This window comes from Polaromonas sp. AET17H-212 (assembly GCF_002379085.1).
In the GTDB taxonomy this organism is placed as follows: domain Bacteria; phylum Pseudomonadota; class Gammaproteobacteria; order Burkholderiales; family Burkholderiaceae_C; genus Polaromonas.
This window is the reverse complement of the sequence record NZ_NBZW01000045.1, coordinates 1-23211: the sequence shown is the minus strand read 5'-3', so window position 1 is coordinate 23211 and position 23211 is coordinate 1. Positions and strand designations below refer to the sequence as shown.

The following is a 23211-nucleotide window of genomic DNA, read 5'->3' as shown; positions in this document are numbered from 1 at the left end:
CCAGAACCTGCGCCTTGAGTTCGGCGCTATGACGCCGGCGCACGATCTTCTTGGAGTCTTTCATGGTGTCCACCTAAATTCCTTGGTGGACACCATCCTTGCCGCTTATACGGCCGAATTCAAGAAGGGGGTGGCCGGACGCTTACGAAAGGCGTTCCGGCACCGCTTGCCTCGGCGTCGGACGGCAGTACACTGACCATTCGTGACAGGCTATTTGGAGGTGCCCGATCATGCAGACGGTAATTCCCGAAGTGACCACGGACGTGTTGCAGGCCTTCGCCGACGCGTGGAATCGCCACGATGTCGATGCGCTGATGTCGTTCATGACCGAGGACTGTGTTTTCGAAGCCTCCGCCGGCGCTGAGGTCTGCGGAACCCGATACGCAGGCTCAGAAGCCGTGCGAGCTGGCTTCGCGGAGGTCTGGGACACCTTTCCCGATGCGCACTGGGGGAATGCGCGCCACTTTGTCCAGGGAGACCGGGGCGTGTCGGAGTGGACGTTCACGGGCACACGGGCGGACGGATCGCGCGTCGAGGTCCATGGCTGTGATCTGTTCACTTTTCGCGGCGGCAAGATTTTTCTGAAGAACTCCTACCGCAAGAACCGGCCACCCATTGCCGCGTCGACTTGATGACGCCAACCTTTCCATCCAGCGAGCCAGCCTCGATCAGGGCGGGGCGGCCAGGTCGGCCTGACCGATTGCGGGGTGGCGCTGGGCAGGGGAGCATTCATGGTGGGAGCCTCAGGCCGGATGGCTGAAGAAAATGGAAAGAAGATAGGTATGCATATTGCCTGCCACCTTGCGAACCCGGGCGGCTATGCCGGCTTGATCGGCCATCCCCATCGGGCCTGCTGTCCGACACCCGGCCTGCGGCGGCGCCTACACACGGGGCGCGCCCATGCCCTAGATTGGGGGCTACGCCCGTTTTCGGGCATTTCAGGGACAGGACCATGCAAACAACCGCCGGGGACGAAAAGAAGGCCGTCGTGCTGGAGCATCGGGCGGCGCAGCGTTTTGGCGTGGCGTTGCGCCTGACCATCGACGGCGACGAGGGCGCCACCCATGATTTGAGTGCGACCGGGCTGTACTTCCAGTCGGAGCGCAGCTACGAGCTTGGCGCCAGCCTGGAACTGGTGCTGGAGTTTCCCGGCGCGGGCCGGATCCTCCCGCTGACCTGCGAGGCGCAAGTGGTGCGCGTGACGCCGGCCGGCGACGGCTTCAACATTGCCGTGCGCCTGCTGACGCCGCTGTTTCCCGACCCGGCATAACCAGGCCGGCTCAAGCAGCCCAGGCCGCTCAGGCCAGCCCGATGTTTTTCAGGGCGGGTTTCCAGCACTGCATGGCTATTTTCTTGAAGCCCGAGCCCTTGGGGTGCAACTCGTTGGCCCAGTCGCCGGGGCCCAGCGTGCCGCGGCTGTCCACCACGTGAAGGTGGGCCGGGTCCATTTTCGTGATGTTGTCCAGCACCTTGTAGAAGGCGTCCAGCAGATGAACCACGCAGGCCTGGTGCAGCTCGGGCTTGACGCCGGCGGCCGTCAGCGCGGGCTGCAGCCAGCCGTCCTTGCCGAACACGCCCTTGCCGTCCGGGATCGCATAGTCGTAGGTGTGCATGACGATCAGGCAGTCCAGCGTGGTGCGGGTGTAGACCACGCCAATCAGCTTGCGGTAGTAGGTGTCCATGCGCTCCAGAAACCCCGGCAGGCCCTGCGCCCCGCTGCGAAAGCAGCCGTTGGCTGTGGTTTCGCCTGCGCAGCTATCCTTGAGCAGCGGCCGCATGTCGTTGAAGCCGGCGAAGTCATTGCCGCCCCCGCTGAGGAACACGGCCGACAGGCCGGCGCCGTACAGCTTGAGCGTGCTGCGCACGCTGTCGGCGTATTTGCCGTCCACGTAGTCAAAAGCTTCGGCGCCGTTCATCCCTTTGGCCAGGATGACGTGGCTTTTGGGCGCCACGATCTGGCCCAGGTAGTTGGTCAGGCTGCCCCCGAAAAAGGGGTACCAGAACCAGGAGTCGCCGATCGCCAGGATGGTCGGGTTGGCCCCGTCGGCCTTCATCTGTGTTTCGTCCCAGTAGTAGTTGCTCATGGTGTTTCCAGTCATTGAAGTGGATGAGGGGGAAATCGTCGCGCTGGCGCTGCGGCTTGTCGTCCTTCAAATGGAGGAGAAGGTTCAGATGTCACACCGTCAGCCCGGGTCCCCGCGGGGCTTGGCGGCGCCGCGACTGTCACCGCCGTTGCACGCCGGCCCGGCTGGGCTGGCATAAACTTGGCGCCAACAACCCAGGAGACCTTTCCCATGCTGACGCTCTGCGGCCTTCCCATTTCCAATTACTACAACAAGGTCAAGCTCGCGCTGCTTGAAAAAGGCGTGCCGTTTGCCGAAGAAAACGTGAGCACGCACAGCAAGGACGAAGCGGTTCTGGGTGACTCGCCACTGGGCAAGATTCCCTTCATCCGCACGGCGCAGGGCGGCCTCTGCGAAAGCCAGGCCATCCTGGACTACATCGAGACCGCCTACCCGCAGCCGCCGCTGCTGCCGGCCGATGCCTTTGAGGCTGCCAAGGTGCGCGAGCTCACGACGTTTATCGACTGGCACCTGGAGATCGTCGCGCGCCAGCTTTATGGCGCGGCCTTTTTCGGCGCCGAGCCGCTGAGCGAGGGCAACCTGGCCCGCATCCGCAAGCAATTAGAGGCCAACATCGCCGCCTTCAGGAAGCTGGCGAAGTTTTCGCCCTACGTGGCCGGCGACAGCTTCACCCAGGCCGACTGCGCCGCCTTTGCCAGCCTGCCGCTGGTGGGCATGGCCACCAAGGCCGCGTTTGGCGAAGACCTGCTGCTGGCCGGCGGGGTGGACTACAAGAGCTATGTCAAACTCATTGGCGAGCGGCCCTCGGCCCAGAAAGTCGTGGCCGACCGCAAGGCTGCGCAGACCAAGGCGTGATGGGGAGGCGCTGACCGATGCTGGCGCTTGAACAGCTGATGGCGCAGGCCGTCTACACCGCCTACCGGCTCAGTGGCTATGCGATGCTGAACCTGGTGGAAGACCCGGCGCTGCTGGCCATCCTCTTCTGCTGACTCTCAAAATGATAGCTGCTTGCGCCCGTATCTATTGGGCTGGCGCCTGTTTTGGCATGTAATCCTTTGACATGCGGAATCCGGCCATCGGCGTTAAGCTTTGCCCCATGACACCCGAGCAACTTCTCCACCACTACGACCATGCCGGTTTCTGGCCCGCCGCCTCGGGCCTGGACGTGCCCGAGGCTTACCAGCGCGCGCTGGCGGTGCGGCAGTTGCGCATGAATCGCGGCGAGCAGTCGCGCGGCTACAAGGTGGGTTTTACCAACCGCAGCATCTGGCCGCGCTACCAGGTGTATGGACCGATCTGGGGCACGGTCTGGGACACCACCTTGTCGTACTGCGAAGGGCAGGGCGAGGTGTCCCTGGCGGGAACCTGCCAGCCGCGGCTGGAGCCGGAAGCGGTCTTCGGCATCGCCGCCACGCCGCCGGTCAATGCCTCGCTCGACGAGTTGTTCGCCTGCCTCGCGTGGGTCGCGCCCGGTTTCGAGATCGTGCAGTCGCACCAGCCCGGGTGGAAGTTCGTGGCGGCCGATACCGTGGCCGACGGGGCGCTGCATGCACGCCTGCTGGTGGGCACGCGTGTGCCGGTGGCGGGGCTGGCCAGCGACGCGCAGGCCCTGGAGAAGCGCTTGGCAGGTGCGCATATCACGCTGTCCTGCGGCGGCCGGCAGGTGGACCAGGGCGTGGGCGCGAATGTGCTCGACGGCCCGCTGCATGCATTGCAGCATTTCCTGGCGGAACTGCGCAGCTGCCCCGGTGCGCCCGAGCTGCAGCCGGGCGACGTGGTCACCACCGGCACCTGGACCGACGCCTGGCCGGTGGCGCCGGGCGAGACCTGGACCGCGGCGTTTGATGCGCCGCTCTCCGGCCTGACCGTCAGGTTCTGCTGATGGCGGGCGCCGTGCCCCGGCGCATCCTGCCGGTGATCGTGCTGTCGCAGTTTGCCGGCACCTCGCTGTGGTTTGCGGTCAATGCCGTGATGCCCGACCTGCAACGGGCCTGGGGCTTGCCGCCCGGCGCCGTGGGCATGTTGACCTCGGCCGTGCAGCTCGGTTTTGTCGCGGGCACGCTGGTGTTTGCCTTGCTGATGCTGGCCGACCGCTTTGCGCCTTCACGCGTGTTCCTGATCTGCTCGCTGCTCGGTGCGGCGCTCAATGCCGCCACCGTGGGGGTGCAGGGCGATTTCACCCTTTTGCTTGCGCTGCGTTTTGGTGTGGGTTTTTTGCTGGCCGGCATTTACCCGGTGGGCATGAAAATCGCGGCGAGCTGGTACCGCGAACGCCTGGGCGCGGTGATGGGGGTGTTGATAGGCGCGCTGGTGCTGGGCACGGCCTTGCCCCACGGCCTGCGCGCGCTCGCCGGTGACGCGGGCCTGCCTGTTATGGCCGGGGGCGGCTCGCCCTGGCAGGCGGTGGTGTTGGGCGTGTCGGTGCTGGCCGCGCTGGGCGGCCTGGCGACGGCCTGGCTGGTGCCCGAGAGCCCGTACCTGGTGCGCGGTGCGCGCATCACGCCGCGGGCGCTGGGCCTGATCTGGACCGACCGGCGCCTGCGCGCGTCGGTGTTCGGCTACTTCGGCCACATGTGGGAGCTCTATGCCTTCTTTGTGCTGGTGCCGCTGATCGTGGCGACCCGGATCGCGGGCACGTCCGTCAGCGCTGCGGCCTTCTGGATCATTGCCGTGGGCAGCGCAGGTTGCGTGGGCGGCGGCCTGCTGGTGCGGCGTTTCGGCAGTGCACGCGTGGCGCAACTGCAGCTGGCCATCAGCGGCGCCTGCTGCGTGGCGGCACCGCTGATGCTGGCCGCGCCGCTGCCGTGGTTCATGGCCTGGATGCTGCTCTGGGGCGTGACGGTGTCGGGCGACTCGCCGCAGTTCTCCACCCTGACTGCGCAGAACGCGCCGCCTGCGGTGGCCGGCAGCGTGCTGACCTTTGCCAATTGCATTGGCTTTGCGATCTCGGTGCTCAGCATCGAACTGTTCGTGGCCGCCACGCAGGCCTGGCCCTTGCCGGTGGTGTTGCCCTGGCTCGGCTTGGGGCCGGCCCTGGGCCTGCTGATGTTCAGGCCGCTGCTGCGCGGGCGCCGCTAGGGCAGCATGGCATCGGGTGCTACAGCCGCCGGTCGGGCCTTTTCTACAGGCCGTAGGGCGTCCCCTACACCCTGAAAAGTCGCAGGTTCTTGTACTTTTCCGTGGCACGCTGTTTGCGTGCTAACCCTTGGTGCAACGATCCCGTTGCGCAGCAGGTGCTGGCTCCTCAGCCTCTCTACTCCAAGGAATATCGCATGACCTCCACAAGACGTTCACTGCTCGGCCAAGCCTCCGTCGCTGCGGCTGCAGGAACCGCGCTCGGCTTTCCCATGATCGCCCGCGCCCAGCAAAGCTTCAACTGGAAGATGACCAGCGCCTACCCCAAGGGCTCGCCTTTCTACATGGACGGCCCGGGCAGCGCGACCGACCTGGCCAAGCGTATCGCCGACATGTCCGGCGGCCGCCTGAAGATCCAGGTCTTCGGCGCCGGTGAACTGATCCCGGCGTTCGAGGGTTTCGACGCCGTGCGCGCCGGCACAGTGGAGATGAACCACGCCAACAGCTACTTCTGGACCGGCAAGACCTTTGCCGCCCAGTACTTCACCGCCGTGCCCTTCGGCCTGAACTTCCAGGGCATGAACGGCTGGCTCTACGACGGCGGCGGCATCGACCTGTGGAACGAGGTCTACGCGCCCTTCGGCATGGTGGCCATGCCCTGTGGCAACACCGGCGTGCAGATGACCGGCTGGTTCAAGAAGGAGATCAAGAGCGTCGCCGACCTCAAGGGGTTGAAGATGCGCATCCCCGGCCTGGCCGGCAAGGTCTACGCCAACCTGGGCGTGGACGTGAAGGTGCTGCCCGGCGGCGAGATCTTCCCCGCGCTGGAGCGCGGCGTGATCGACGCGGCCGAGTTCGTCGGCCCCTACCAGGACCGCCGCCTCGGGCTGCAGAAGGCGGCCAAGTACTACTACACCACCGGCTGGCACGAGGCGGCCACCGTCTCCGAGCTGCTGATCAACAAGGCCGCCTGGGACAAGCTGCCCAAGGACCTGCAGGCCATCGTGAGCAACGCGGCCGCGGCCTGCAACGTCATCAGCGAAGGCTGGTGCCAGAAGGCCAACTCGGAAGCGATGGAAGACCTGGTCAAGAACCAGAAGGTCATCGCCAAACCTCTGCCCGACAGCGTCATTGCGGCCCTGCGCGCCGAGACCGTCAAGGTGCTGGCCGAGGCGGTGGCCAAGGACCCGCTGGTCAAGAAGGTGCACGACTCCTACATGGGCTTCAAGGCCAAGTACGACCGCTGGGTCGAGGTCAGCGAAGAGCAGTACCACACCAAGGTGCGCGGCTGACGCGAAAGGTTATTCATGACAAACAAGGCGATCGCCTCCGTGACGGAGAAGATTGAATCGCTGATCGATGTTGTTGGGCGGGTCACCCTCTGGGTGGCCCTGGCCATGATTGCACTGGTCGCGGTCAATGTCCTGCTGCGCTATTCCTTCAGCTTCGGCTCGGTCTGGGCGCAGGAGCTGGAGTGGCACCTGCTGGCCGCGCTCATCCTGCTGGGCATGTGCTATGCCCTGCAGCGGGGCGACAACGTGCGGGTGGACCTGTTCTACGCGCACTACCCGGCGCGCAAGAAGTTCATCGTCGACGTGATCTCGCTGCTGCTGCTGCTGGCGGTGGCACTGATCTTTATCAAGGTGTCGATCGCCTACGTGATGCAGGCCTACGCCATCCAGGAGAGTTCACCCGATCCGGGCGGTATTCCGTTGCGCTGGATCGTCAAGTCGCTGATCCCGATCGGTTATGGCCTGGTGGCCCTGCAGACGGTTGCCGCGCTGCTGCGGCTGTTCCACGAACGCGCGCAGGCGCAGGCGCAGGAGGGCGGCCATGTTTGAACCGCAGACCTATGCCATCCTGATGCTGGTGGCCTTCTTTGCGCTGCTGATGCTTGGCGTGCCGGTGGCCACGACACTGGCCACCGTGGGCTTCATCTTCGGCTACCTGGGTTTCGGCGACGGCCTGTTCAGCCTGCTGCCGGCGCGTTTCTACGGCATCGTCGCAGGCTACCAGTGGATGGCCATTCCACTCTTCGTCTTCATGGGTGTGATGCTGGAGAAATCGCGGCTGGCCGACGACCTGCTCGACGTCATGGGCCACATCGCGGGCGGCGTGCGCGGCGGCATGGGCGTGGGCATCATCCTGTTCGGCGTGCTGATGGGCGCGACCACGGGCATCGTCGGCGCCACCGTCATCACCCTGGGCCTGCTGACCCTGCCCACCCTGATCAAGCGTGGCTACAACAAGAGCATCGCCTGCGGCGCCATCTGCGCCTCGGGCACGCTGGGTCAGATCATCCCGCCCAGCCTGATCCTGATCCTGCTGTCGGACATCATGCAGCTCTCGGTGGGCACGCTGTTCGCGGCGGCGGTCGGTCCGGGGCTGCTGCTGTCGGCGGTGTACATCATCTTCCTGCTGGTGCTGGGCTGGCTCAAGCCCGACCTGATGCCGCCGATCCCGCAGGCCGAGCGTGATGGGGTCACGCGGCGCCAGCTCTGGATCCGCTTCTGGAAAGTTGTGGTGCCGCCCATCATGCTGGTGGTGGCGGTGCTGGGCTCCATCGTCGGCGGTGTGGGCGCGCCGACCGAGGCCGCCTCCATGGGCGCCGTGGGCGCCGTGCTGATCACCGTCCTGTCGGGGCGTTTCACCTGGAAGATCCTGAAGGACGTGGCGCAGGAAACCAGCAAGATCACGGCCATCATGATGCTGATCCTGATGACGGCCCAGGTGTTTGCGCTGGCCTTCCGCGGCCTGCATGGCGAGGACCTGATCACGCGCATGTTCGAGGTGCTGCCCGGCGGCGTGAACAGCGACATCTGGTTCATGATGCTGCTGATCTTCGTGCTGGGCTTTTTCATCGAATGGATCGAGATCAGCTACATCGCCGTGCCGCTGTTCCTGCCGGTGCTGCTGGCCCAGGGGGTGGACCCGGTCTGGCTGGCCATGCTGATCACGGTGAACCTGCAGTCCTCCTTCCTGACGCCGCCTTTCGGCTGGGCCCTGTTCTACCTCAAGGGGGTGGCGCCGCCCGAGGTGACGATCAAGGACATCTACAAGGGCGTGATCCCCTTCATCATCATGCAGTTCCTGGCGCTGCTGCTGCTGTTCTTTTATCCGCAGATCGCGCTCTGGTTGCCCAAGGCCATCGGCTGGTAGTTTTACCGCGCGATCAGCACCGGCACCGGCGACTCGGCCGCCACCTTGGAGGCCACGCTGCCCAGCACGAGCCGGGCGATGCCGGTGCGGCCGTGGGAGCCCATGACGACGAGGTCTGCACCTTCGTCCTTGACCGTCTGGACAATGCTGCTGGCGGCCGACACGTTCTCGGCCATGCGCGCTTCGAGCTTGATCCCCGCGCCCGGCGCAGCGCAGAGCGCCGCAACCTTGGCATGGGCCTGTGCGGCATGTTTCTGGGCGGCAGCCATGTAGGCTTGAACGCCCTGCGGGTTGGTCTCGCCAATGCTCAGGTAGGGGTAGGGGTCCACGACATACAGGGCGGTGAGTTTGGCGCCGTGGCTGCGCGCCAGGTTGACAGCCAGTTCGGCCGCGTGGGCAGAGGCATCGGAACCGTCGGTCGCCAGAAGGATGTTCTTGAACATGGGAGCCTTGTCGGGTGATGATGAACAGGCCCTTATCTTGCGGTGGCGGGCGGCCGCTTTATTGATGTGCATCAAGCCAGCCGCACAGGCGCCCCCCTATATTGGCCGCATGACAACCCATCCTGCCGCGCGTGACCCGGGCCATGCCAGCGAGCCGCTGACCGGTTTTTCCCAGTGCCATCTGGGCATTCTTTCGAAGCTTCAGGCCTTCGAGGAATTGCCTGCGCTCCAGGCGGCTGCGGCCCAGGCGCGCACCATTGCGAACGACACGCTGGCCCTGTTCCACCACGCGGTGTACGAGCACCATGCGGACGAGGAGCGCGAGTTGTTTCCCGCCGTGTTGCGCAGCGCCGGCCGGGGCCGGGAAGCCGATGAGGTCCAGGCCATGGTGCAGCGCCTGACCGCAGAGCACCGCCAGATCGAGGCGATGTGGAAAAAGCTGGAGCCCGCCGTCAAGGCCGTGGCCAGGTCCCAGTCTGTCGATCTGGACCTCGATGCCGTGGAAAAACTGGTGCACGCCTACTCCGCGCATGCGCGTTTCGAGGAAGAGTATTTCCTGCCTTTGGCCGAAACCATTCTCGGCCGCGACGGCAACCACATGGAGGCGCTGGGCCTGTCGCTTCACCTGCGGCACACCCCGCAGCCGGTCGGCCACATCTGAGCCTGCGCCGCGCCGGTTTGCCGGCGGCCTGCCCGCATCGCTGTACGATAGCCGGTGGTGCTTGGGGCGATGGGCTCTGAGGCCGTTTTCCTCACATCGGTGCATTCCATGAAAAGTCATTCAAGTCCCGGCGGACTCGTTTATTCGACCGACGCGGGGCGCATGTGCCCGGCTTGCCGCAAGGCGCTGGCCCAGTGTGTGTGCCGCCAGACGCGGCCGCTGGCCCCGTCCGACGGCATTGTCCGGGTGTCGCGCGAGACCAAAGGCCGCGGCGGCAAAAGCGTGACCCTGGTCAAGGGGCTGGCGTTGCAGGACGCGGCGCTGGTGCTGGTCGGCAAACAGCTCAAGACGGCTTGTGGCTCCGGCGGCACGGTCAAGGACGGCGTGATCGAGGTGCAGGGCGACCATGCTGCGCTGGTGGTGGACCTGCTCACCAAACAGGGTTGGACCGTCAAGCGTGCGGGCGCATGAAGCCGGAAGACCTGCAACTGCTGGTGACGCGCGAGATGCCTTTTGGCAAGTACAAGGGGCGGCTGATCGCCGACCTGCCGGGCAACTACCTGGCGTGGTTTGCCCGGGAAGGCTTCCCCAGGAACGAGATTGGTCGCCTGCTGGCGCTGATGCTGGAAATCGATCACAACGGGCTGTCCGCGCTGCTGCAGCCCCTGCGCAGGCGCTGACGGGGGGCTTGTTTCCGGGCAGCGCCAGGCATACGATGAACGGGCCGTTGCGCGAAGGGCGCACAAACGGCCTGGATACTGCCGGGAGGCCTTATGCCGCAATTGATCGCATCGGTCGAGGGAGTCGAAATCAAGCATGTCCACCTGCGCAAGGACCGGACCACGCTGGGCCGGCGGCCGCACAACGACATTGTGTTCAACAACCTGGTGGTCAGCGGCGAGCACTGCGTGTTTGAGCTGGAGGGCCTGGTCGACGTGTATGTCGAGGACCTGGCCAGCACCAATGGCACCTATATCAACGGCAAGATGATCAAGTCAAGGCAATTGCTGCACGACAACGACATGATCGCCATTGGGAACTTCAGGATCCAGTACCTCTCGGCCTCGGAAGATTCCGGCTACCACGAGACCGCGGGGATGAAGCTCGATGGCCACGCCGCAGCGGCTGCGGGCGCAACGCTGCACGCCAGCTTCCAGGTGCTCTCGGGTTCTTCCGCCGGACTGGAGGTGCCGGTGGTCAAGGCGGTAACGACGTTCGGCCAGCCCGATGTCAGCGTCGTGGCTGTCTCCCACCGGCGCTACGGCTATTACGTGGCCCACATGGCCGGCGAGGTTCAGCCGACGCTCAATGGCCAGCCGATAGGGGCCGATGCGGTGCCGCTGGCCCACAACGACGTGCTGGAACTGGCGGGAACCAGCATGCAGTTTTTGCTCAAGGACAGTTAGCCTCCTGGCATGGGCCGCTTCTGGTGAGAATTTCATATTTTTGGTGATTAATACGAAAGATTGACAGGGTTTTTATAGATCTTTTTTTCTGTAATTCCATACCCAGATCCTTCAGCAATACCAAGAAGAATCAAGAAGAAGAACAACAAGCTACGCACAGAGCTTGTTTAAAAAGGCGCCGCCCCGGCGCCGGTTTCAGGCCCTTTTCACGGTCATTTACCACCGAAACCGCGTTCCGCAGGAACGCTAAATTCTCTATCCGAGACAAATTTTCTATCGAGGCGGAGGCCTAACCTATAGACTATGAGCGTTCATACATTAATCCGGGAAGGCCGCAAACGGCTGGCCATGAGCGAGCAGCAATTTGCTGACGCTGCAGGCGTCAGCCGCGGGGCCGTACAACAATGGGAAAGACCGGGCGGCACCGCGCCAAAACGTTCCAACCAGCGCAGGGTCGCCGAGCTGCTTGGCGTTTCCGTGGCCGAGTTGATGTCCGGTGGTTCCAACGTTCGCCCGGGCTTTGACGTGCGGGCTGAAGTTCCGCTGATCTCTGAAGTGCAGGCCGGAAACTACACGGTCATTGACAACTTCAATCCCAGGGACGGACTCGAGAGGGTGCCGGTGACCATTCCCATCAAGCGTCACACGTTTGCGCTGCGTGTTCAGGGCGACAGCATGGTTGGCGACAGCACCGACTCTTTCCCCGAAGGCTCGCTGCTCATCGTGGAGCCCGAAATGCAGGCCTTGCCGGGTGACTACGTCATCGCGCTCAACAGCGAGAACCAGACGACCTTCAAGCAGCTCATCAGGGATGGTGGAGAGTTGTTCCTCAAGCCGCTCAACGTGCGCTACCCCATCCGCCCCCTGGGCAGCGCCGCGATCATCGGCGTCGTGCGTGAATTCACCAAGAAATTCCGCTAGCCCGGTAATTGGCGCAGACTGCTGAACAGTGGCCCGGGGCTCCAGCAGGGGCCGGTTGGCCGGTGTTGGCGTGCTTTGGATAAAAATATTTTCTTTTTGGATAGAAAAGACATCTCTTTTTCGGGATGTGGGTAGTCTCCACCGCAAGAGGGCGTGCGCGTGCCGGATGATGTGACGGGGCAGGTGGCCTTTGGGGGCTTTGCTGCCGGTGTCTGGGTTGGGTGCCTGCATCCTGCTTGACAGAAGTCATCGGCGGGGTGCCGCCCTGCGCAGCATGCCTGCCCGCTCACCGCACCCGCCACCCCCGCAGCAAGCAAGGGCTGGCCGAAGCGTCTGAGCGGCGTCCACCGCATGGTCACGGTATGCGGCGCGGACGGAGCCGTGAGCGGCTGCGTGGACATCGTGGGGGAGCGACGGGGCTCACTGGTACGGCGCCACAGCGCCTGGCCCGCGCCTTTCGGCTGGGGGCGCCATTAATGCCTGCGCGCCGGCCGTGCTGCTTCATTTGGTAACCGTTGCGCACGCCATGTTTTGACCGGCGGGGTGTTTGTGACTTATGCTGGCGGCCAGGCGCCGGGTTGCATCCGGCAGCGTGCCCCCCACAAGAAGGAGATACCGTGAACCTATCCACATGGCTGATGACGGCGCTGGGCCTTTTGCTGGGCATCGGCTTGGGGGTTCTGGCGCATTGGGGCTGGTCACGCCGCCGCGTCGAGCAGAAGTTGCGTTTGCCGGCACGTTGGCTGCTCAACGCCCGCGGCCTGATGACCAGCGAGGAGCAGGAGGTGTGGAAGTGGCTGCGCACGGCGTTTTCGGATCACGCCGTGATGATCAAGGTGCCGGTCATGCGCTTCACGATTCCGAGCACGAAAAACCGGCCCGAAAACAAGGACCAGCAGTGGCAAGAACTGCTGGAAGGTGTTTATTGCAGCTTCAGCGTCTGCACGCTGGAGGGCAAGGTGGTCGGCTGTGTCGATGTGCCGGGCAAACGGGGCCTGACCAAGGCGCAAAAGGACATGAAGGAGAGCTTGTTGCTGGAATGCGGTATCGGCTACACCACGGTGCGCGGTGGCAGCCTGCCTTCGGGCGGCGCCATGCGGGCGGCGTTTCTGGGCGAGGTCCCGATGGCCGAGGCCGAGGCCGAGGAGACCCGTGGCGGCGACAGCAGCTTTCATGCGGCGCTTGATGAGTTCACCAGCGAGAAAGTGCGCGCGGCCAAGGCCGCCGCCCTCAAGGAGATCAAGGACAAACAGGCTGCGGAGCCCGACCCCCGGGAAAAGAACCGCAACATCGGCTTCAACCCGGATGGCACCGCTTCCTTCGCGACCCGGGACAAGCCGGGCCGTTTCGCGACACCGTGGGAAGACTCCTTCACCATGCCGGCCGACAGCCCGCGCGCCGGGTAGTCCTGGCGTCCCGACGGCGGGGCGGTCTCCCGAGCCTGTCCAGGCGGCCGCGGCCGCCTTTTTTGTGGGCGCTGAAAGACCCGTCCTACAGACAGTTGCGTGCGTGGCGCCGTGCGGCGGGCGTGATATCCCTCAGGCTGGCCGCATCTGTTTCCCTAGACTGGGGCATCTTTCACCGTTCAGGAGCACACATGATCAAAACCAACCTCATTTCCCGCGCGCGTCACGCCTGGGCTGGCCTGGGGCTGTCCCTGCTCATGGGGGCTGCGCTGGCGCAGGCGCCCATCACGGCCACCGGCACGACGGGCATTGATGTCTCGGGCAATACGCAGAAGGAGCGTGCGGCCTGCATGGAAGGCCGCTCCCAGCAGGACCAGGCCACCTGCCTCAGGGAAGTGAATAATGCAGCCGCCGAAAAACGCAGCGGCAAGCTTGACAACAGCGGCGCCCAGTTTGAGGCCAATGCCCGCCTGCGCTGCGAAGCGCTCACCGGCGACGACCGCTCGGCCTGTATGGCCCGGGTGATCGGTTACGGCAATGCCAGCGGCAGTGTCGCCGGCGGCGGGGTGATTCGCGAGGTCGAAACCGTGGTCGTGCCGGCCGGCGCCACCTCGGTTCGCATCGAGCCGCAGACCCATGCGCCGGTGCTGCTGGTACCTGTCCCAGTGCCGCAGAAATAAGTAAAGTACGGCATGGCAGTCTTCCAGACTGGCCGACCGACATGACCACTGATGAAAGCAGGCATCCTTGACTGACAAGCCCAGACATTTCTCCATGCTGCGGGAGTTTCACCTCGCGGACTTCCTCACGCTGTGTAATGCGGCCTGCGGGGTCGCGGGTGTTTTCCTGGCCATGCTGTATGCGGTGGAGGGGGCCAAGGCCTGGTTTTATGCAGCGGCGGCAATGGCGCCGGCGGCCTTTATTTTTGACGTGCTCGACGGGCGCGTGGCGCGCTGGCGCAGCCAGCATTCGGCGCTGGGGCGCGAGCTCGATTCGCTGGCAGACATCATTTCCTTTGGGGTGGCGCCTGCGGCATTGGCATTTGCGGCGGGACTGCGCGGCGGCTGGGACTGGATCGCGCTGATCTACTTTGTCTGCTGCGGCGTGAGCCGGCTGGCACGGTACAACGTCACGGCCGAAACCTTGTCGGCAGGGGCAGACAAGGTGGCTTATTTCGAGGGCACCCCCATTCCCACCAGCGTGCTGCTGACCGCCTTGCTGGCGGTGGCGGCCTGGCAGGACCGCCTCGGCGATCAGCTCTACGGCGGTGTCTGGATGGCCGGCCCCTGGGCGCTGCATCCCCTGTCCCTGCTGTTTGTCCTGTCCGGCACCCTGATGCTGAGCAAGACGCTGCGCATTCCCAAGCTCTAAGCCGGGCTTCCCGGGTGGGTGGCGCTAGCCACAAGGCCGAATTGGCCACCAGCCCTTTATTTGATTGCGCCGTACGCTATCAAAATGAGAGCATTGGTTCGCGCCTGGTGAGCGCTGCATTGCACCTTGTCAGCCTTTGCTGACAGCTCCTTTCAGATTCCGCCTATGGCGCACGCCCTGCTGGCCATCAAAAATGATCTTATGTCCCGTCAACCAGATGCCAACCCTTTCCAGCCCGCCTGGCTGCCCAGCGCGCCGCCCTGGCCGGTGCTGGGGTCGCTGATGGCCTATGTGTCGGCGGTGTCTGTTGGTATCGCCGCCGTGGTCGTCCTGGCCACTGCGGAGGTTCCGGTGGAAGCCTGGATCGCCCCGTTCTGACTCCTATGTCGTCCACCCATCGTCCCCATCCCTCCGAAAATGATGAGCCGCTGTCGCCTGGCGGAAAAACCGTGCCGGCACCGGCCGAATTCCCTGTCGAGCCTGACCTCGGTCCCGTGCCCGCGCCGGCGCATCCGGAAGAGCCCGGTACGGTTCAGCCCGCTATTTAAGCGCTGGCCATGTCTGTCCCCCTCTCCAAAGCACAGCAGGCCCTGGCCGACTATGACGAGGCGCGGGCTGACTACATGCGCTTTCTGAGCATGGACCCGCCCGACTACAAGGCGGTCAACGACGCGATGGTGGCCATGGACGAGGCCCATATCCGCTTCAAGCTGGCAATGGGCGACTTTGACCCCCCGACCCATCTGCGCCCGCTGTAGCGCCCCTGGCGGGCTGTCGCCCACAACCGGTCCATCCAACCGGTTTTCGCCCGGGGTGCCTACAATCGCGGCACCACGCCACGGCCGCCCGGCCATCTACTGAACCATCTACTGAAAGACCCTGTGCAAGACTGCTTTGACGACATTGCCAAATTCAAGGCAGTGCTGGCGGACCATGGGGTTCCCGGTGCGCTGGCTTTCCTGAACCGGCGCGCGCCGCACCGCTACACGGCCATCTACAAGCTCGACGGTGACGTGATGCTGAACGTAGGCATTTATGACCGGCTCGGACAGGTGGCGTCTCCCTTGCCACCCACCCCCCGCGACCACTCGCTGTGCAGTTATGTGCAGCCTGCTCAGGCCTTCGTCAGCGAGGACGTCCTGACCGACGCGCGCCTGGCCACCCATTTCCAGCGTGGCCTGATCAATGCCTATGTCGGCCTGCCGCTGTCGCGCGGTCCCCGGCATCTCTACGGCACGTTGTGCCAGATGGACCCCCAAGCCCAGCACCTGCCCGACGGCGAATACCGCTTTCTGGAAATGATTGCGCCGCTGCTGCTCGACCACCTGGATTGAGGCGGTGGCCGCACGGCGGCGGGTAGGTGGTCTCCGACAGCCGGAGATTGAGTTGGCCTATGCCGTCAGCGCTCTGGCTTGCCCACAATGAGAGACATGAAGGGGCCGGATCAGCCGACCCTGCACTGTTGATCCATCAGCTGGAGATGAAATGCAGGCACACCTCACCACTTCCCACATGCGTCCCACCGTTGCCTTGGCCGACTACGATTTTCTGCGGGCGACCTACGACATGCTGCTGCGCGCGCCGGTACCCGACCGGCGTGCTATCGACGCGGCCTTCGCCGCGCTGGATGCGGCCCACGCGCGTCTGAAGGCGGCGCACTTGCAGCAGGCGTTCGGCCTGTTGAACTAGGATTTTCTTGCAAGGGTGGCGTCTGCACATTCGCCAATCACCAGCCCTGGCCGCCTCGCCAACTCTGACAACTTAAACCAGGAAAACTCTTGGCGCTCATTACCTATCTCGTCGAGGACAACCAGACCATCCTCGACAACCTGATCGAAACGCTGGAAGAGATCGCGGCGGTGATCGTGGTCGGTCATGCCGCCACCGAATCGGAAGCCATGCGCTGGCTCTCGCTGCATGAAGGACAGTGGCAACTGGCGGTCGTCGACATGTTCCTGCGCGAGGGCAGCGGCCTGGGCGTGCTGGCAGGCTGCCGCCAGCGTGAGCCTTACCAGAAGGTGGTGGTGCTGACCAATTTCGCTACGACCGATATTCGCCAGCGCAGCATGGCGCTGGGCGCCGATGCGGTGTTCGACAAGTCCAACGAACTCGACGAGTTTTTCGCCTACTGCATTGCCGAAACCGCGCGTGACGTACCGCTGCCGGAGGCCTGATGCCCGGGCGCCCGGGATGCAGCTTGCCGTTGATTGCTGAAAGGGCCACGCAGCCCTTTACCTGCAAGCGCAAGCAGCTATCAGATAAATAGCATTCCGGTCTCGCCGACCCGGCGACGCCCGATTCAGGGGTGCAGCAGGATGGTGACCAGCAGCGAGGCGGCCGTGGTGGCTTTCAGCGCATGCGGTTCGCCGCCGGGCAGGACCATCAGCTCACCGGCGACCAGCTTGCGCGAAAGTCCGGGGGTGCTGACCACGGCTTCACCCTCCAGGCACTGGATGGTGATCTCGCCGGGCACCTGGTGTTCGGGCACACTCTGGCCGGCCGCTAGCACCAGGCGCATCAGCTGCAGTTTCCCGGTCTTGAGCAGGCTGTGGGTTTTGACATCCTGCAGCTTGCCGGCGAGGGGCTGCACATTGATGATGTCGAGCGGTTGCGCGTGGTCCAGGGCCATGGTGTTTTTCCTTCGGGTCTGTTGCCACACTAACCAGCCCCGACGGTTTTGTCCATAGGCAGGATTCGCCAGCGCCCGCTGCCACGCGTGCGTTGGCGTGGGCGGTGGATGATGGGCGCCAAAAAGGGGCTTTCCGCCCCGCACATGCCTGAGCTCCCCAGCGTCGGATACCTTGTCTGCCTGGGTCCGTGGCGTTGACCCTGCTGGCTTTCGTCAGGGTTCCGGTGCGCAGTCAGCCCGCGGCACGGACCCGCCGCTTCACGGCTGTTGCGGGGCCGCTGTGCCGGAGGGCGGGTTGAACACTTCCAGCAGGCGGTCGAGTCCGCCCTCGTTGATGGCGACCATGGCCTGTTCACGCACCTTCGGCTTGGCGTGGTAAGCCACCGAGAGGCCGGCCTCGGCCATCATCGGCAGGTCGTTGGCGCCGTCACCCATGGCGATGGCCTGGGCGGGCTGGATGCCGAGCAGGGCGCAGGTTTCCAGCAGCATCTTTTTCTTTTCCTCGCCGTCGCAGATGTCGCCCCAGGGCTGGTCCACCATGCGGCCGGTCAGCAAGCCGTTCTCGACCTCCAGCACGTTCGAGCGCGTGTAGTCGATGCCGAGCTCGTCACGCACGCGGTCGGTGAAAAAGGTGAACCCGCCGCTGACCAGCAGCACCTTCAGGCCGGCCGCCTTGCAGGCATGCACCAGTTCGGCGGCGCCGGGGTTGAGCTTGAGCCGCTGGTGGTAGACCTCGTCCATGCTGTCCACGCTGACGCCCTTGAGCAGGGCCACGCGCTGGCGCAGGCTCTCCTTGTAGTCGGCGATTTCGCCGCGCATGGCCGCTTCGGTGATGGCGGACACTTCGGCCTTGCGGCCGGCGGCATCGGCGATTTCATCGACACACTCGATGTTGATCAGTGTGGAATCCATGTCGAAGGCGATCAGCTTGAAGTCACTGAGTGTCAGGTCGGGCGTGGTGAGCTTGATGTCGAGGCCGGGTAGGTTGTCAGCGGGGGTCATGCAGGCGTGGCTTCCGTGGTGGTTTTGGGTTGTCCAAGGGATTTCAATACATCGCGAACCATCTGCGCCCGGTCCTTGGGTTCCTTGAGTTCGCGTTCGATGCGCAGCTTGTCGTTGCCGGCCAGCTTGATGTGTTTGTTCTTCTGGATCAGGTGCATGATCGCCATCGGATCGATGGGCGGGTCCTTTTTGAAGGTGATGTTGATCACGGTGGGCGCGGCATCGACCTTGACCACGCCATAGGGCTTGGCGATCACACGCAGGCGGTGCACGTCAATCAGCGTCTGGGCCTGCGCCGGCAGCTTGCCGAAGCGGTCCACGATCTCCTCGAGCAGGCTGTCGATCTGGTCGGTGTTTTTGGCGGTCGCGAGTTTTTTGTAGAAGCTCAGGCGCAGGTGCACGTCGCCGCAGTAGTCGCTCGGCAGCAGGGCCGGCGCGTGCAGGTTGATCTCGGTGCTGACATTGAGCGGCGCCAGCAGGTCGGGCTCGCGGCCGGCTTTCAGCGAAGCCACCGCCTCGTTGAGCATCTCGTTGTAAAGCTGGAAACCAATCTCCATCATGTTGCCGCTCTGGTTTTCGCCAAGCACCTCGCCGGTGCCGCGGATTTCCAGGTCGTGCATGGCCAGGTAAAAGCCCGAGCCGAGTTCTTCCATCTGCTGGATTGCTTCGAGCCGCTGGCTGGCCTGTTTGGTCAGGCCTTCGATATCGGGCACCATCAGGTAGGCATAGGCCTGGTGGTGGCTGCGGCCAACCCGGCCGCGCAACTGGTGCAGTTGCGCCAGGCCGAACTTGTCGGCGCGGCTCATCACGATGGTATTGGCGCTGGGTACGTCGATGCCGGTCTCGATGATGGTCGAGCACAGCAGCAGGTTGTAGCGCTGCGCCACAAAGTCCTTCATGACTTTTTCGAGTTCGCGCTCGGGCATCTGGCCGTGCGCCACGGCAATGCGCGCCTCGGGCAGCAGGGCTTCGAGTTTTTCACGCCGGTTCTGGATGGTCTCGACCTCGTTATGCAGGAAGTAGACCTGGCCGCCGCGTTTGAGTTCGCGCAGCACCGCCTCGCGGATCACGCCGTTGCTTTCGCTGCGCACAAAGGTCTTGATCGCCAGGCGCCGCTGCGGCGCGGTGGCAATCACACTGAGGTCGCGCAGGCCTTCGAGGGCCATGCCCAGCGTGCGCGGAATCGGCGTGGCGGTCAGGGTCAGCACATCGACCTCGGCGCGCATGGCTTTCATGGCCTCCTTGTGGCGCACGCCGAAGCGGTGCTCCTCGTCGATGATGAGCAGGCCCAGGCGCTGGAACTTCACATCCTGGCTCAGCAGCTTGTGGGTGCCGACCACGATGTCGATGCTGCCGTCGGCAATGCCCTTGATGGCAGCGGTGATCTCCTTGCCGGAGCGGAAGCGGCTCATCTCGGCGACCTTGACCGGCCATTTGGCAAAACGGTCCACCAGCGTCTGGTAGTGCTGCTCGGCCAGCAGGGTGGTGGGCGCCAGCAGCGCCACCTGCTTGCCGCCGGTGATCGCGATGAAGGCGGCGCGCAGCGCCACCTCGGTCTTGCCGAAGCCGACATCGCCGCAGACCAGCCGGTCCATCGGGCGCGGGCTGATCATGTCCTGGATCACGGCATGGATGGCGGCGCGCTGGTCGGCGGTTTCCTCGAAGCCGAAATCGTTGGCAAAACTTTCGTAGTCGTCGGGCGAGTAGCGGAAGGCGTGGCCTTCGCGCGCGGCTCGGCGCGCGTAGATGTTGAGCAGCTCGGCGGCCGAGTCGCGCACCTGTTCGGCGGCCTTGCGTTTTGCCTTTTCCCACTGGCCGCTGCCCAGGCGGTGCAGCGGCGCTTCGTCGGCGCTGACGCCGGTGTAGCGGCTGATCTGCTGCAGCTGGCTGACCGGCACATACAGCGTCGCGTCGTCGGCGTACTGCAGGTGCAAAAACTCGGTGTTGCCCTGGCCCAGGTCCATGTTGACCAGGCCCTTGTAGCGGCCGATGCCGTGCGCGCTGTGCACCACCGGGTCGCCGACATTGAGCTCGGACAGGTCCTTGATCAGTGCCTCGACGTCGCTGACCTGTTCCTGCTTGCGGTTGCGCCGCCGGGTGACGACACCCGCGGCAAACAGCTCGGTTTCGGTGACGAAGTCAATGTCGCCGGCCAGCCAGCTGAAGCCGGTGTTCAGGGCCGCCGTCGCAATGCCGAGTTTTTCGTTGCTGTGCTGGAAGTCTTCCAGCGAATCAAAGGCCGGCGGACTGACACTGCTGGCGCGCAGGAAATCGAGCAGGCTTTCGCGCCGGCCGTCGCTTTCAGCCAGCAGCAGCACCCGGTGCGGCGTGTTGCGGATGTGGGCTTTCAGTCGGGCCAGCGGGTCTTCCGCGCCGCGCACCACCGACATCTCGCCGAGTTTCTGGAAATTCGCGTTGTCGGCCACGTCCTCGATCGCCGGGCGGATGGCCAGCTGCGCGTAGTCGTTGGCACGCGCATAAAACTGCTCGGTGCCGAGGAACAGGGTCTCCGGCGGCAGGGCGGGGCGGTCCGGCGCATCGCGCACCAGGCGGTAGCGGTCCTTGGTGTCCTGCCAGAAACGCTGGAAGGCCGGCTCCAGGTCGCCATGCAGCACCACGGTGGCGTCGCTGCCGAGGTAGTCAAACACGGTTGCCGTATCGTCGAAAAACAGCGGCAGGTAGTACTCGATGCCGGCCGTCGCCACGCCGTTGCCGATGTCCTTGTAGATGCGGCTTTTGGTCGGGTCGCCGTCCAGCAGTTCGCGCCAGCGGTTCCTGAATTTGGCACGCGCGTCATCGTCCATCGGGAACTCGCGGCCCGGCAGCAGGCGCACTTCGGGCACCGGGTACAGGCTGCGCTGGCTGTCGGGGTCGAAGGTGCGGATGGAGTCGATCTCGTCGTCGAACAGGTCCACCCGGTAAGGCACGGCCGAGCCCATGGGAAACAGGTCGATCAGGCCGCCGCGCACCGCATATTCGCCGGGGCTGACGACCTGCGAGACATGGGTGTAGCCGGCCAGGGTCAGCTGGCTCTTGAGTTTGGCCTCATCGAGCTTTTGCTTGACCTTGAAGTGAAAGGTGTAGCCGGCCAGGAAGGACGGCGGCGCCAGCCGGTACAGCGCCGTGGTGGCCGGCACGATGACCACATCGGCGCCGGTTTCCTTGTCGTGCTGGCTGATGCGCCAGAGGGTCGCCAGGCGCTCGCTGATCAGGTCCTGGTGGGGCGAGAAGGTGTCATAGGGCAGGGTTTCCCAGTCGGGAAACAGGGCGCAGCGCAGGGCCGGTGCAAAAAAGGCCAGCTCGTCGAGCAGGCGTTGCGCCGTGGCCGCGTCCGCCGTGACGATGGCCGTGAGCCGGCCGGCCGCTTTTTCCCTCAGGCCCAGCTGCGCCAGTAACAGGGCGTCGGCAGAGCCGGCGGGTTGCGGCAGGGTGTAGCGCTTGCCAGGGAGCAGTTTGGGTAAATCCATGAAACAGTCGGAATGGGGTAACAGGAAAGCGGCGGAAAAAAGGAAAACACCCCAAACGGTGCAGAGTGGGGTGTGAACGGCCCTGGCTGGCCTTTGACGCCCCGATTTTAGAATCTATGATCAAGCCATGACGTCGATCCCGCCAAAATCCCTGGTTCCCCGCTTTTTTGCGCTGATTCCGTGTGCGGGCCAGGGCATGCGCGCCATCGGTGACAACGCGGCGCAGAGTGCAGGCGCGGCCTTGCCCAAGCAGTACCAGCCGATTGCCGGCCTGCCCATGGTGCAGCACACGCTGCGGGCTTTTGCCGCGGTGGCGCGGATTGATTCCTGCCTCGTGGTGGTGGCCCCCGGTGATGATTTTTTCAGTGAACCGGCCCAGGCCGGCTATGAGGTGGCGCCCTGTGGTGGCGCCACGCGCGCCGCCAGCGTGCTCAATGGGCTGGAGCAACTGGCCGCCAGCGGCGCCGAACCCGACGACTGGGTGCTGGTCCACGATGCGGCCCGTTGCCTGGTCACGCCCGCGCTGATCGACCGCCTGATCGATGCCTGCCACAGCGACCCGGTGGGCGGTCTGCTGGCCCAGCCGGTGCCCGACACGCTCAAGCAGGGACGCGACGAACGTGTGGTCGCCACCGTGGACCGCTCGGACAAATGGCTGGCCCAAACGCCGCAGATGTTCCGTCTGGGCGCCCTGACGCAGGCCCTGAAGATGGCGCAAACCCTGGGGGAGCCGGTAACCGACGAAGCCAGTGCCATGGAGGCGGCCGGTGTGGCGCCGCAGCTGGTGCGCGGCAGTGCCCACAACTTCAAGGTCACCTACCCGGAAGATTTTTTGCTGGCCGAAGCCCTGATCAAAAGCCGGACTCCGGCCAAGCCGCGGGTGCGCAAACCCGCCGCACCGAAAACGGCGCCCGCCGCAACCCTCACGGATGAACCCGCGCCATGACGCTGCCTGATTCCGTTGCGCCTCCATTCCGGATCGGTGAAGGCTGGGACACCCATGCGTTGGTGCCGGGCCGCAAGCTGATCATCGGCGGGGTGACCGTGCCGCACAGCACCGGCCTGCTCGGTCACTCGGACGCGGACGTGCTGATCCACGCCATCATCGACGCCCTGCTGGGCGCGGCCGGTCTGGGCGACATCGGCAGCCATTTCCCCGACACCGATGTCCGCTTCAAGGGGGCGGACTCGGTGGTGCTGCTGCGTGAAACCGGCCGCCTGCTGGCCGAACGCGGACTTCGCATCGGCAACATCGACAGCACGGTGATCGCGCAGGCGCCGAAGCTGGCCAGCCACATTCCGGCCATGCGCGAGCGCATTGCACAAACCCTGGGGCTGGAGGCCGGACGGGTCAATGTGAAAGCCAAGACCGCCGAGAAACTGGGGCCGGTGGGGCAGGGGCTGAGCATCGAAGCGCGTGCCGTGGCGCTATTGTTTTAGGGGCTTAGGAAGCAAAGTCCGTTAAAGAGGGTTGCTTCGTAGCAAGGATAGCAGCGCTTTGTAGAGGCTTGAGTGACGGTGATTGAATCTGAACTCGGTTTCCTTCAAGTGCAGGTAGAACGTGTGCCTGGGCACGCCATTGAACTG

The 23211-nt window shown here is 64.6% G+C and carries 29 protein-coding genes and 1 pseudogene; 24 read left to right on the top strand and 6 right to left on the bottom strand.

Features of this window, described 5'->3' with window-relative positions:
* The 3 genes from B7G53_RS23065 to B7G53_RS21330 form a co-directional block, all read left to right on the top strand.
* On the top strand, nt 1-196 hold a 196-nt coding region (locus B7G53_RS23065; protein WP_217992641.1), incomplete at its 5' end, for a hypothetical protein.
* Between the two features lie 34 nt (nt 197-230).
* Entirely contained in the window at nt 231-632 is a 402-nt protein-coding gene (locus B7G53_RS21335) for a nuclear transport factor 2 family protein (RefSeq protein WP_096671492.1), read from the top strand.
* A gap of 320 nt (nt 633-952) precedes the next feature.
* Complete coding sequence (locus B7G53_RS21330; RefSeq protein WP_096671490.1) at nt 953-1270, top strand: PilZ domain-containing protein; 318 nt, start codon at nt 953-955, stop codon at nt 1268-1270.
* Between the two features lie 28 nt (nt 1271-1298).
* On the opposite strand, the gene B7G53_RS21325 is transcribed toward B7G53_RS21330, so the two are convergent.
* Nucleotides 1299-2084, bottom strand: coding sequence for an SGNH/GDSL hydrolase family protein (locus tag B7G53_RS21325; RefSeq protein ID WP_176491443.1), 786 nt, complete (start codon nt 2082-2084; stop codon nt 1299-1301).
* 210 nt (nt 2085-2294) lie between these two features.
* Between B7G53_RS21325 and B7G53_RS21320 the strand changes: the two genes are divergently transcribed.
* The 6 genes from B7G53_RS21320 to B7G53_RS21295 all read left to right on the top strand — a co-directional run bounded on the left by B7G53_RS21320 (nt 2295) and on the right by B7G53_RS21295 (nt 8318).
* The gene (locus tag B7G53_RS21320) at nt 2295-2939 is read left to right on the top strand and encodes a glutathione S-transferase family protein (RefSeq protein ID WP_096671488.1); all 645 of its coding nucleotides are present in this window, start codon (nt 2295-2297) and stop codon (nt 2937-2939) included.
* 241 nt (nt 2940-3180) lie between these two features.
* Nucleotides 3181-3966 (top strand): 2-keto-4-pentenoate hydratase, encoded by a 786-nt coding sequence (locus B7G53_RS21315; RefSeq protein WP_096671486.1) that lies wholly within the window; start codon nt 3181-3183, stop codon nt 3964-3966.
* A complete protein-coding gene (locus B7G53_RS21310; RefSeq protein WP_096671484.1) occupies nt 3966-5162 on the top strand; it encodes an MFS transporter in 1197 nt (398 codons plus the stop codon). The genes B7G53_RS21315 and B7G53_RS21310 overlap by 1 nt, the downstream gene beginning before the upstream one ends.
* Nucleotides 5163-5356: 194 nt before the next feature.
* Complete coding sequence (locus tag B7G53_RS21305) at nt 5357-6451, top strand: TRAP transporter substrate-binding protein (RefSeq protein ID WP_096671482.1); 1095 nt, start codon at nt 5357-5359, stop codon at nt 6449-6451.
* 15 nt (nt 6452-6466) lie between these two features.
* The gene (locus tag B7G53_RS21300; RefSeq protein WP_096671480.1) at nt 6467-7000 is read left to right on the top strand and encodes a TRAP transporter small permease subunit; all 534 of its coding nucleotides are present in this window, start codon (nt 6467-6469) and stop codon (nt 6998-7000) included.
* A complete protein-coding gene (locus B7G53_RS21295; protein WP_096671478.1) occupies nt 6993-8318 on the top strand; it encodes a TRAP transporter large permease in 1326 nt (441 codons plus the stop codon). The genes B7G53_RS21300 and B7G53_RS21295 overlap by 8 nt, the downstream gene beginning before the upstream one ends.
* A gap of 2 nt (nt 8319-8320) precedes the next feature.
* Here B7G53_RS21295 and B7G53_RS21290 read toward each other — a convergent pair whose 3' ends face one another.
* Entirely contained in the window at nt 8321-8761 is a 441-nt protein-coding gene (locus B7G53_RS21290) for a universal stress protein (protein ID WP_096671477.1), read from the bottom strand.
* A gap of 109 nt (nt 8762-8870) precedes the next feature.
* Here B7G53_RS21290 and B7G53_RS21285 point away from each other — a divergent pair, with 109 nt between their 5' ends.
* The 13 genes from B7G53_RS21285 to B7G53_RS21230 all read left to right on the top strand — a co-directional run bounded on the left by B7G53_RS21285 (nt 8871) and on the right by B7G53_RS21230 (nt 16700).
* Nucleotides 8871-9422, top strand: a complete 552-nt coding sequence (locus B7G53_RS21285; RefSeq protein ID WP_096671475.1) for a hemerythrin domain-containing protein — start codon at nt 8871-8873, stop codon at nt 9420-9422.
* A 108-nt stretch (nt 9423-9530) separates the two neighbouring features.
* Nucleotides 9531-9893, top strand: coding sequence for a translation initiation factor Sui1 (locus tag B7G53_RS21280; RefSeq protein ID WP_096671473.1), 363 nt, complete (start codon nt 9531-9533; stop codon nt 9891-9893).
* Nucleotides 9890-10102 (top strand): DUF3820 family protein, encoded by a 213-nt coding sequence (locus tag B7G53_RS21275; protein WP_096671471.1) that lies wholly within the window; start codon nt 9890-9892, stop codon nt 10100-10102. The genes B7G53_RS21280 and B7G53_RS21275 overlap by 4 nt, the downstream gene beginning before the upstream one ends.
* 93 nt (nt 10103-10195) lie before the next feature.
* Nucleotides 10196-10828: an FHA domain-containing protein gene (locus tag B7G53_RS21270; protein WP_096671469.1), complete on the top strand. Its 633-nt coding sequence runs from the start codon at nt 10196-10198 to the stop codon at nt 10826-10828.
* A gap of 303 nt (nt 10829-11131) precedes the next feature.
* A complete protein-coding gene (locus B7G53_RS21265; RefSeq protein WP_096671467.1) occupies nt 11132-11749 on the top strand; it encodes a LexA family protein in 618 nt (205 codons plus the stop codon).
* Between the two features lie 617 nt (nt 11750-12366).
* A complete protein-coding gene (locus tag B7G53_RS21260) occupies nt 12367-13155 on the top strand; it encodes a DUF2726 domain-containing protein (RefSeq protein ID WP_096671465.1) in 789 nt (262 codons plus the stop codon).
* Between the two features lie 191 nt (nt 13156-13346).
* On the top strand, nt 13347-13835 hold the full coding sequence (locus tag B7G53_RS21255) for a hypothetical protein (protein ID WP_096671463.1): 489 nt from the start codon (nt 13347-13349) through the stop codon (nt 13833-13835).
* Nucleotides 13836-13929: 94 nt separating this feature from the next.
* Complete coding sequence (locus tag B7G53_RS21250; RefSeq protein WP_096671494.1) at nt 13930-14526, top strand: CDP-alcohol phosphatidyltransferase family protein; 597 nt, start codon at nt 13930-13932, stop codon at nt 14524-14526.
* 201 nt (nt 14527-14727) lie between these two features.
* Nucleotides 14728-14904 carry a hypothetical protein gene (locus B7G53_RS22935; protein WP_176491441.1) on the top strand — a complete coding sequence of 59 codons (177 nt, stop codon included), beginning with the start codon at nt 14728-14730 and terminating at the stop codon, nt 14902-14904.
* Between the two features lie 179 nt (nt 14905-15083).
* Complete coding sequence (locus B7G53_RS21240; RefSeq protein WP_096671459.1) at nt 15084-15284, top strand: hypothetical protein; 201 nt, start codon at nt 15084-15086, stop codon at nt 15282-15284.
* A gap of 123 nt (nt 15285-15407) precedes the next feature.
* Entirely contained in the window at nt 15408-15860 is a 453-nt protein-coding gene (locus B7G53_RS21235; protein ID WP_096671457.1) for a hypothetical protein, read from the top strand.
* A 178-nt stretch (nt 15861-16038) separates the two neighbouring features.
* Nucleotides 16039-16215, top strand: coding sequence for a hypothetical protein (locus B7G53_RS22930; RefSeq protein WP_176491440.1), 177 nt, complete (start codon nt 16039-16041; stop codon nt 16213-16215).
* A gap of 89 nt (nt 16216-16304) precedes the next feature.
* Nucleotides 16305-16700 (top strand): response regulator, encoded by a 396-nt coding sequence (locus tag B7G53_RS21230; protein ID WP_096671455.1) that lies wholly within the window; start codon nt 16305-16307, stop codon nt 16698-16700.
* Nucleotides 16701-16825: 125 nt separating this feature from the next.
* Here the strand turns inward: B7G53_RS21230 and B7G53_RS21225 are convergent, their stop codons facing one another.
* From B7G53_RS21225 to mfd, 3 genes are all read right to left on the bottom strand, one after another.
* Complete coding sequence (locus tag B7G53_RS21225; RefSeq protein WP_096671453.1) at nt 16826-17155, bottom strand: cupin domain-containing protein; 330 nt, start codon at nt 17153-17155, stop codon at nt 16826-16828.
* 258 nt (nt 17156-17413) lie between these two features.
* Nucleotides 17414-18157 carry a phosphoserine phosphatase SerB gene (gene serB, locus B7G53_RS21220; RefSeq protein ID WP_096671451.1) on the bottom strand — a complete coding sequence of 248 codons (744 nt, stop codon included), beginning with the start codon at nt 18155-18157 and terminating at the stop codon, nt 17414-17416.
* Entirely contained in the window at nt 18154-21624 is a 3471-nt protein-coding gene (gene mfd / locus B7G53_RS21215; protein WP_096671449.1) for a transcription-repair coupling factor, read from the bottom strand. The genes serB and mfd overlap by 4 nt, the downstream gene beginning before the upstream one ends.
* A gap of 127 nt (nt 21625-21751) precedes the next feature.
* Between mfd and ispD the strand changes: the two genes are divergently transcribed.
* Both ispD and ispF read left to right on the top strand, forming a co-directional pair.
* Complete coding sequence (gene ispD / locus B7G53_RS21210; RefSeq protein WP_096671447.1) at nt 21752-22570, top strand: 2-C-methyl-D-erythritol 4-phosphate cytidylyltransferase; 819 nt, start codon at nt 21752-21754, stop codon at nt 22568-22570.
* On the top strand, nt 22567-23064 hold the full coding sequence (gene ispF, locus B7G53_RS21205) for a 2-C-methyl-D-erythritol 2,4-cyclodiphosphate synthase (RefSeq protein WP_096671445.1): 498 nt from the start codon (nt 22567-22569) through the stop codon (nt 23062-23064). The genes ispD and ispF overlap by 4 nt, the downstream gene beginning before the upstream one ends.
* A gap of 21 nt (nt 23065-23085) precedes the next feature.
* Here the strand turns inward: ispF and B7G53_RS21200 are convergent.
* Nucleotides 23086-23211 (bottom strand): annotated as a pseudogene (locus tag B7G53_RS21200) (IS1595 family transposase); the annotation flags it as partial.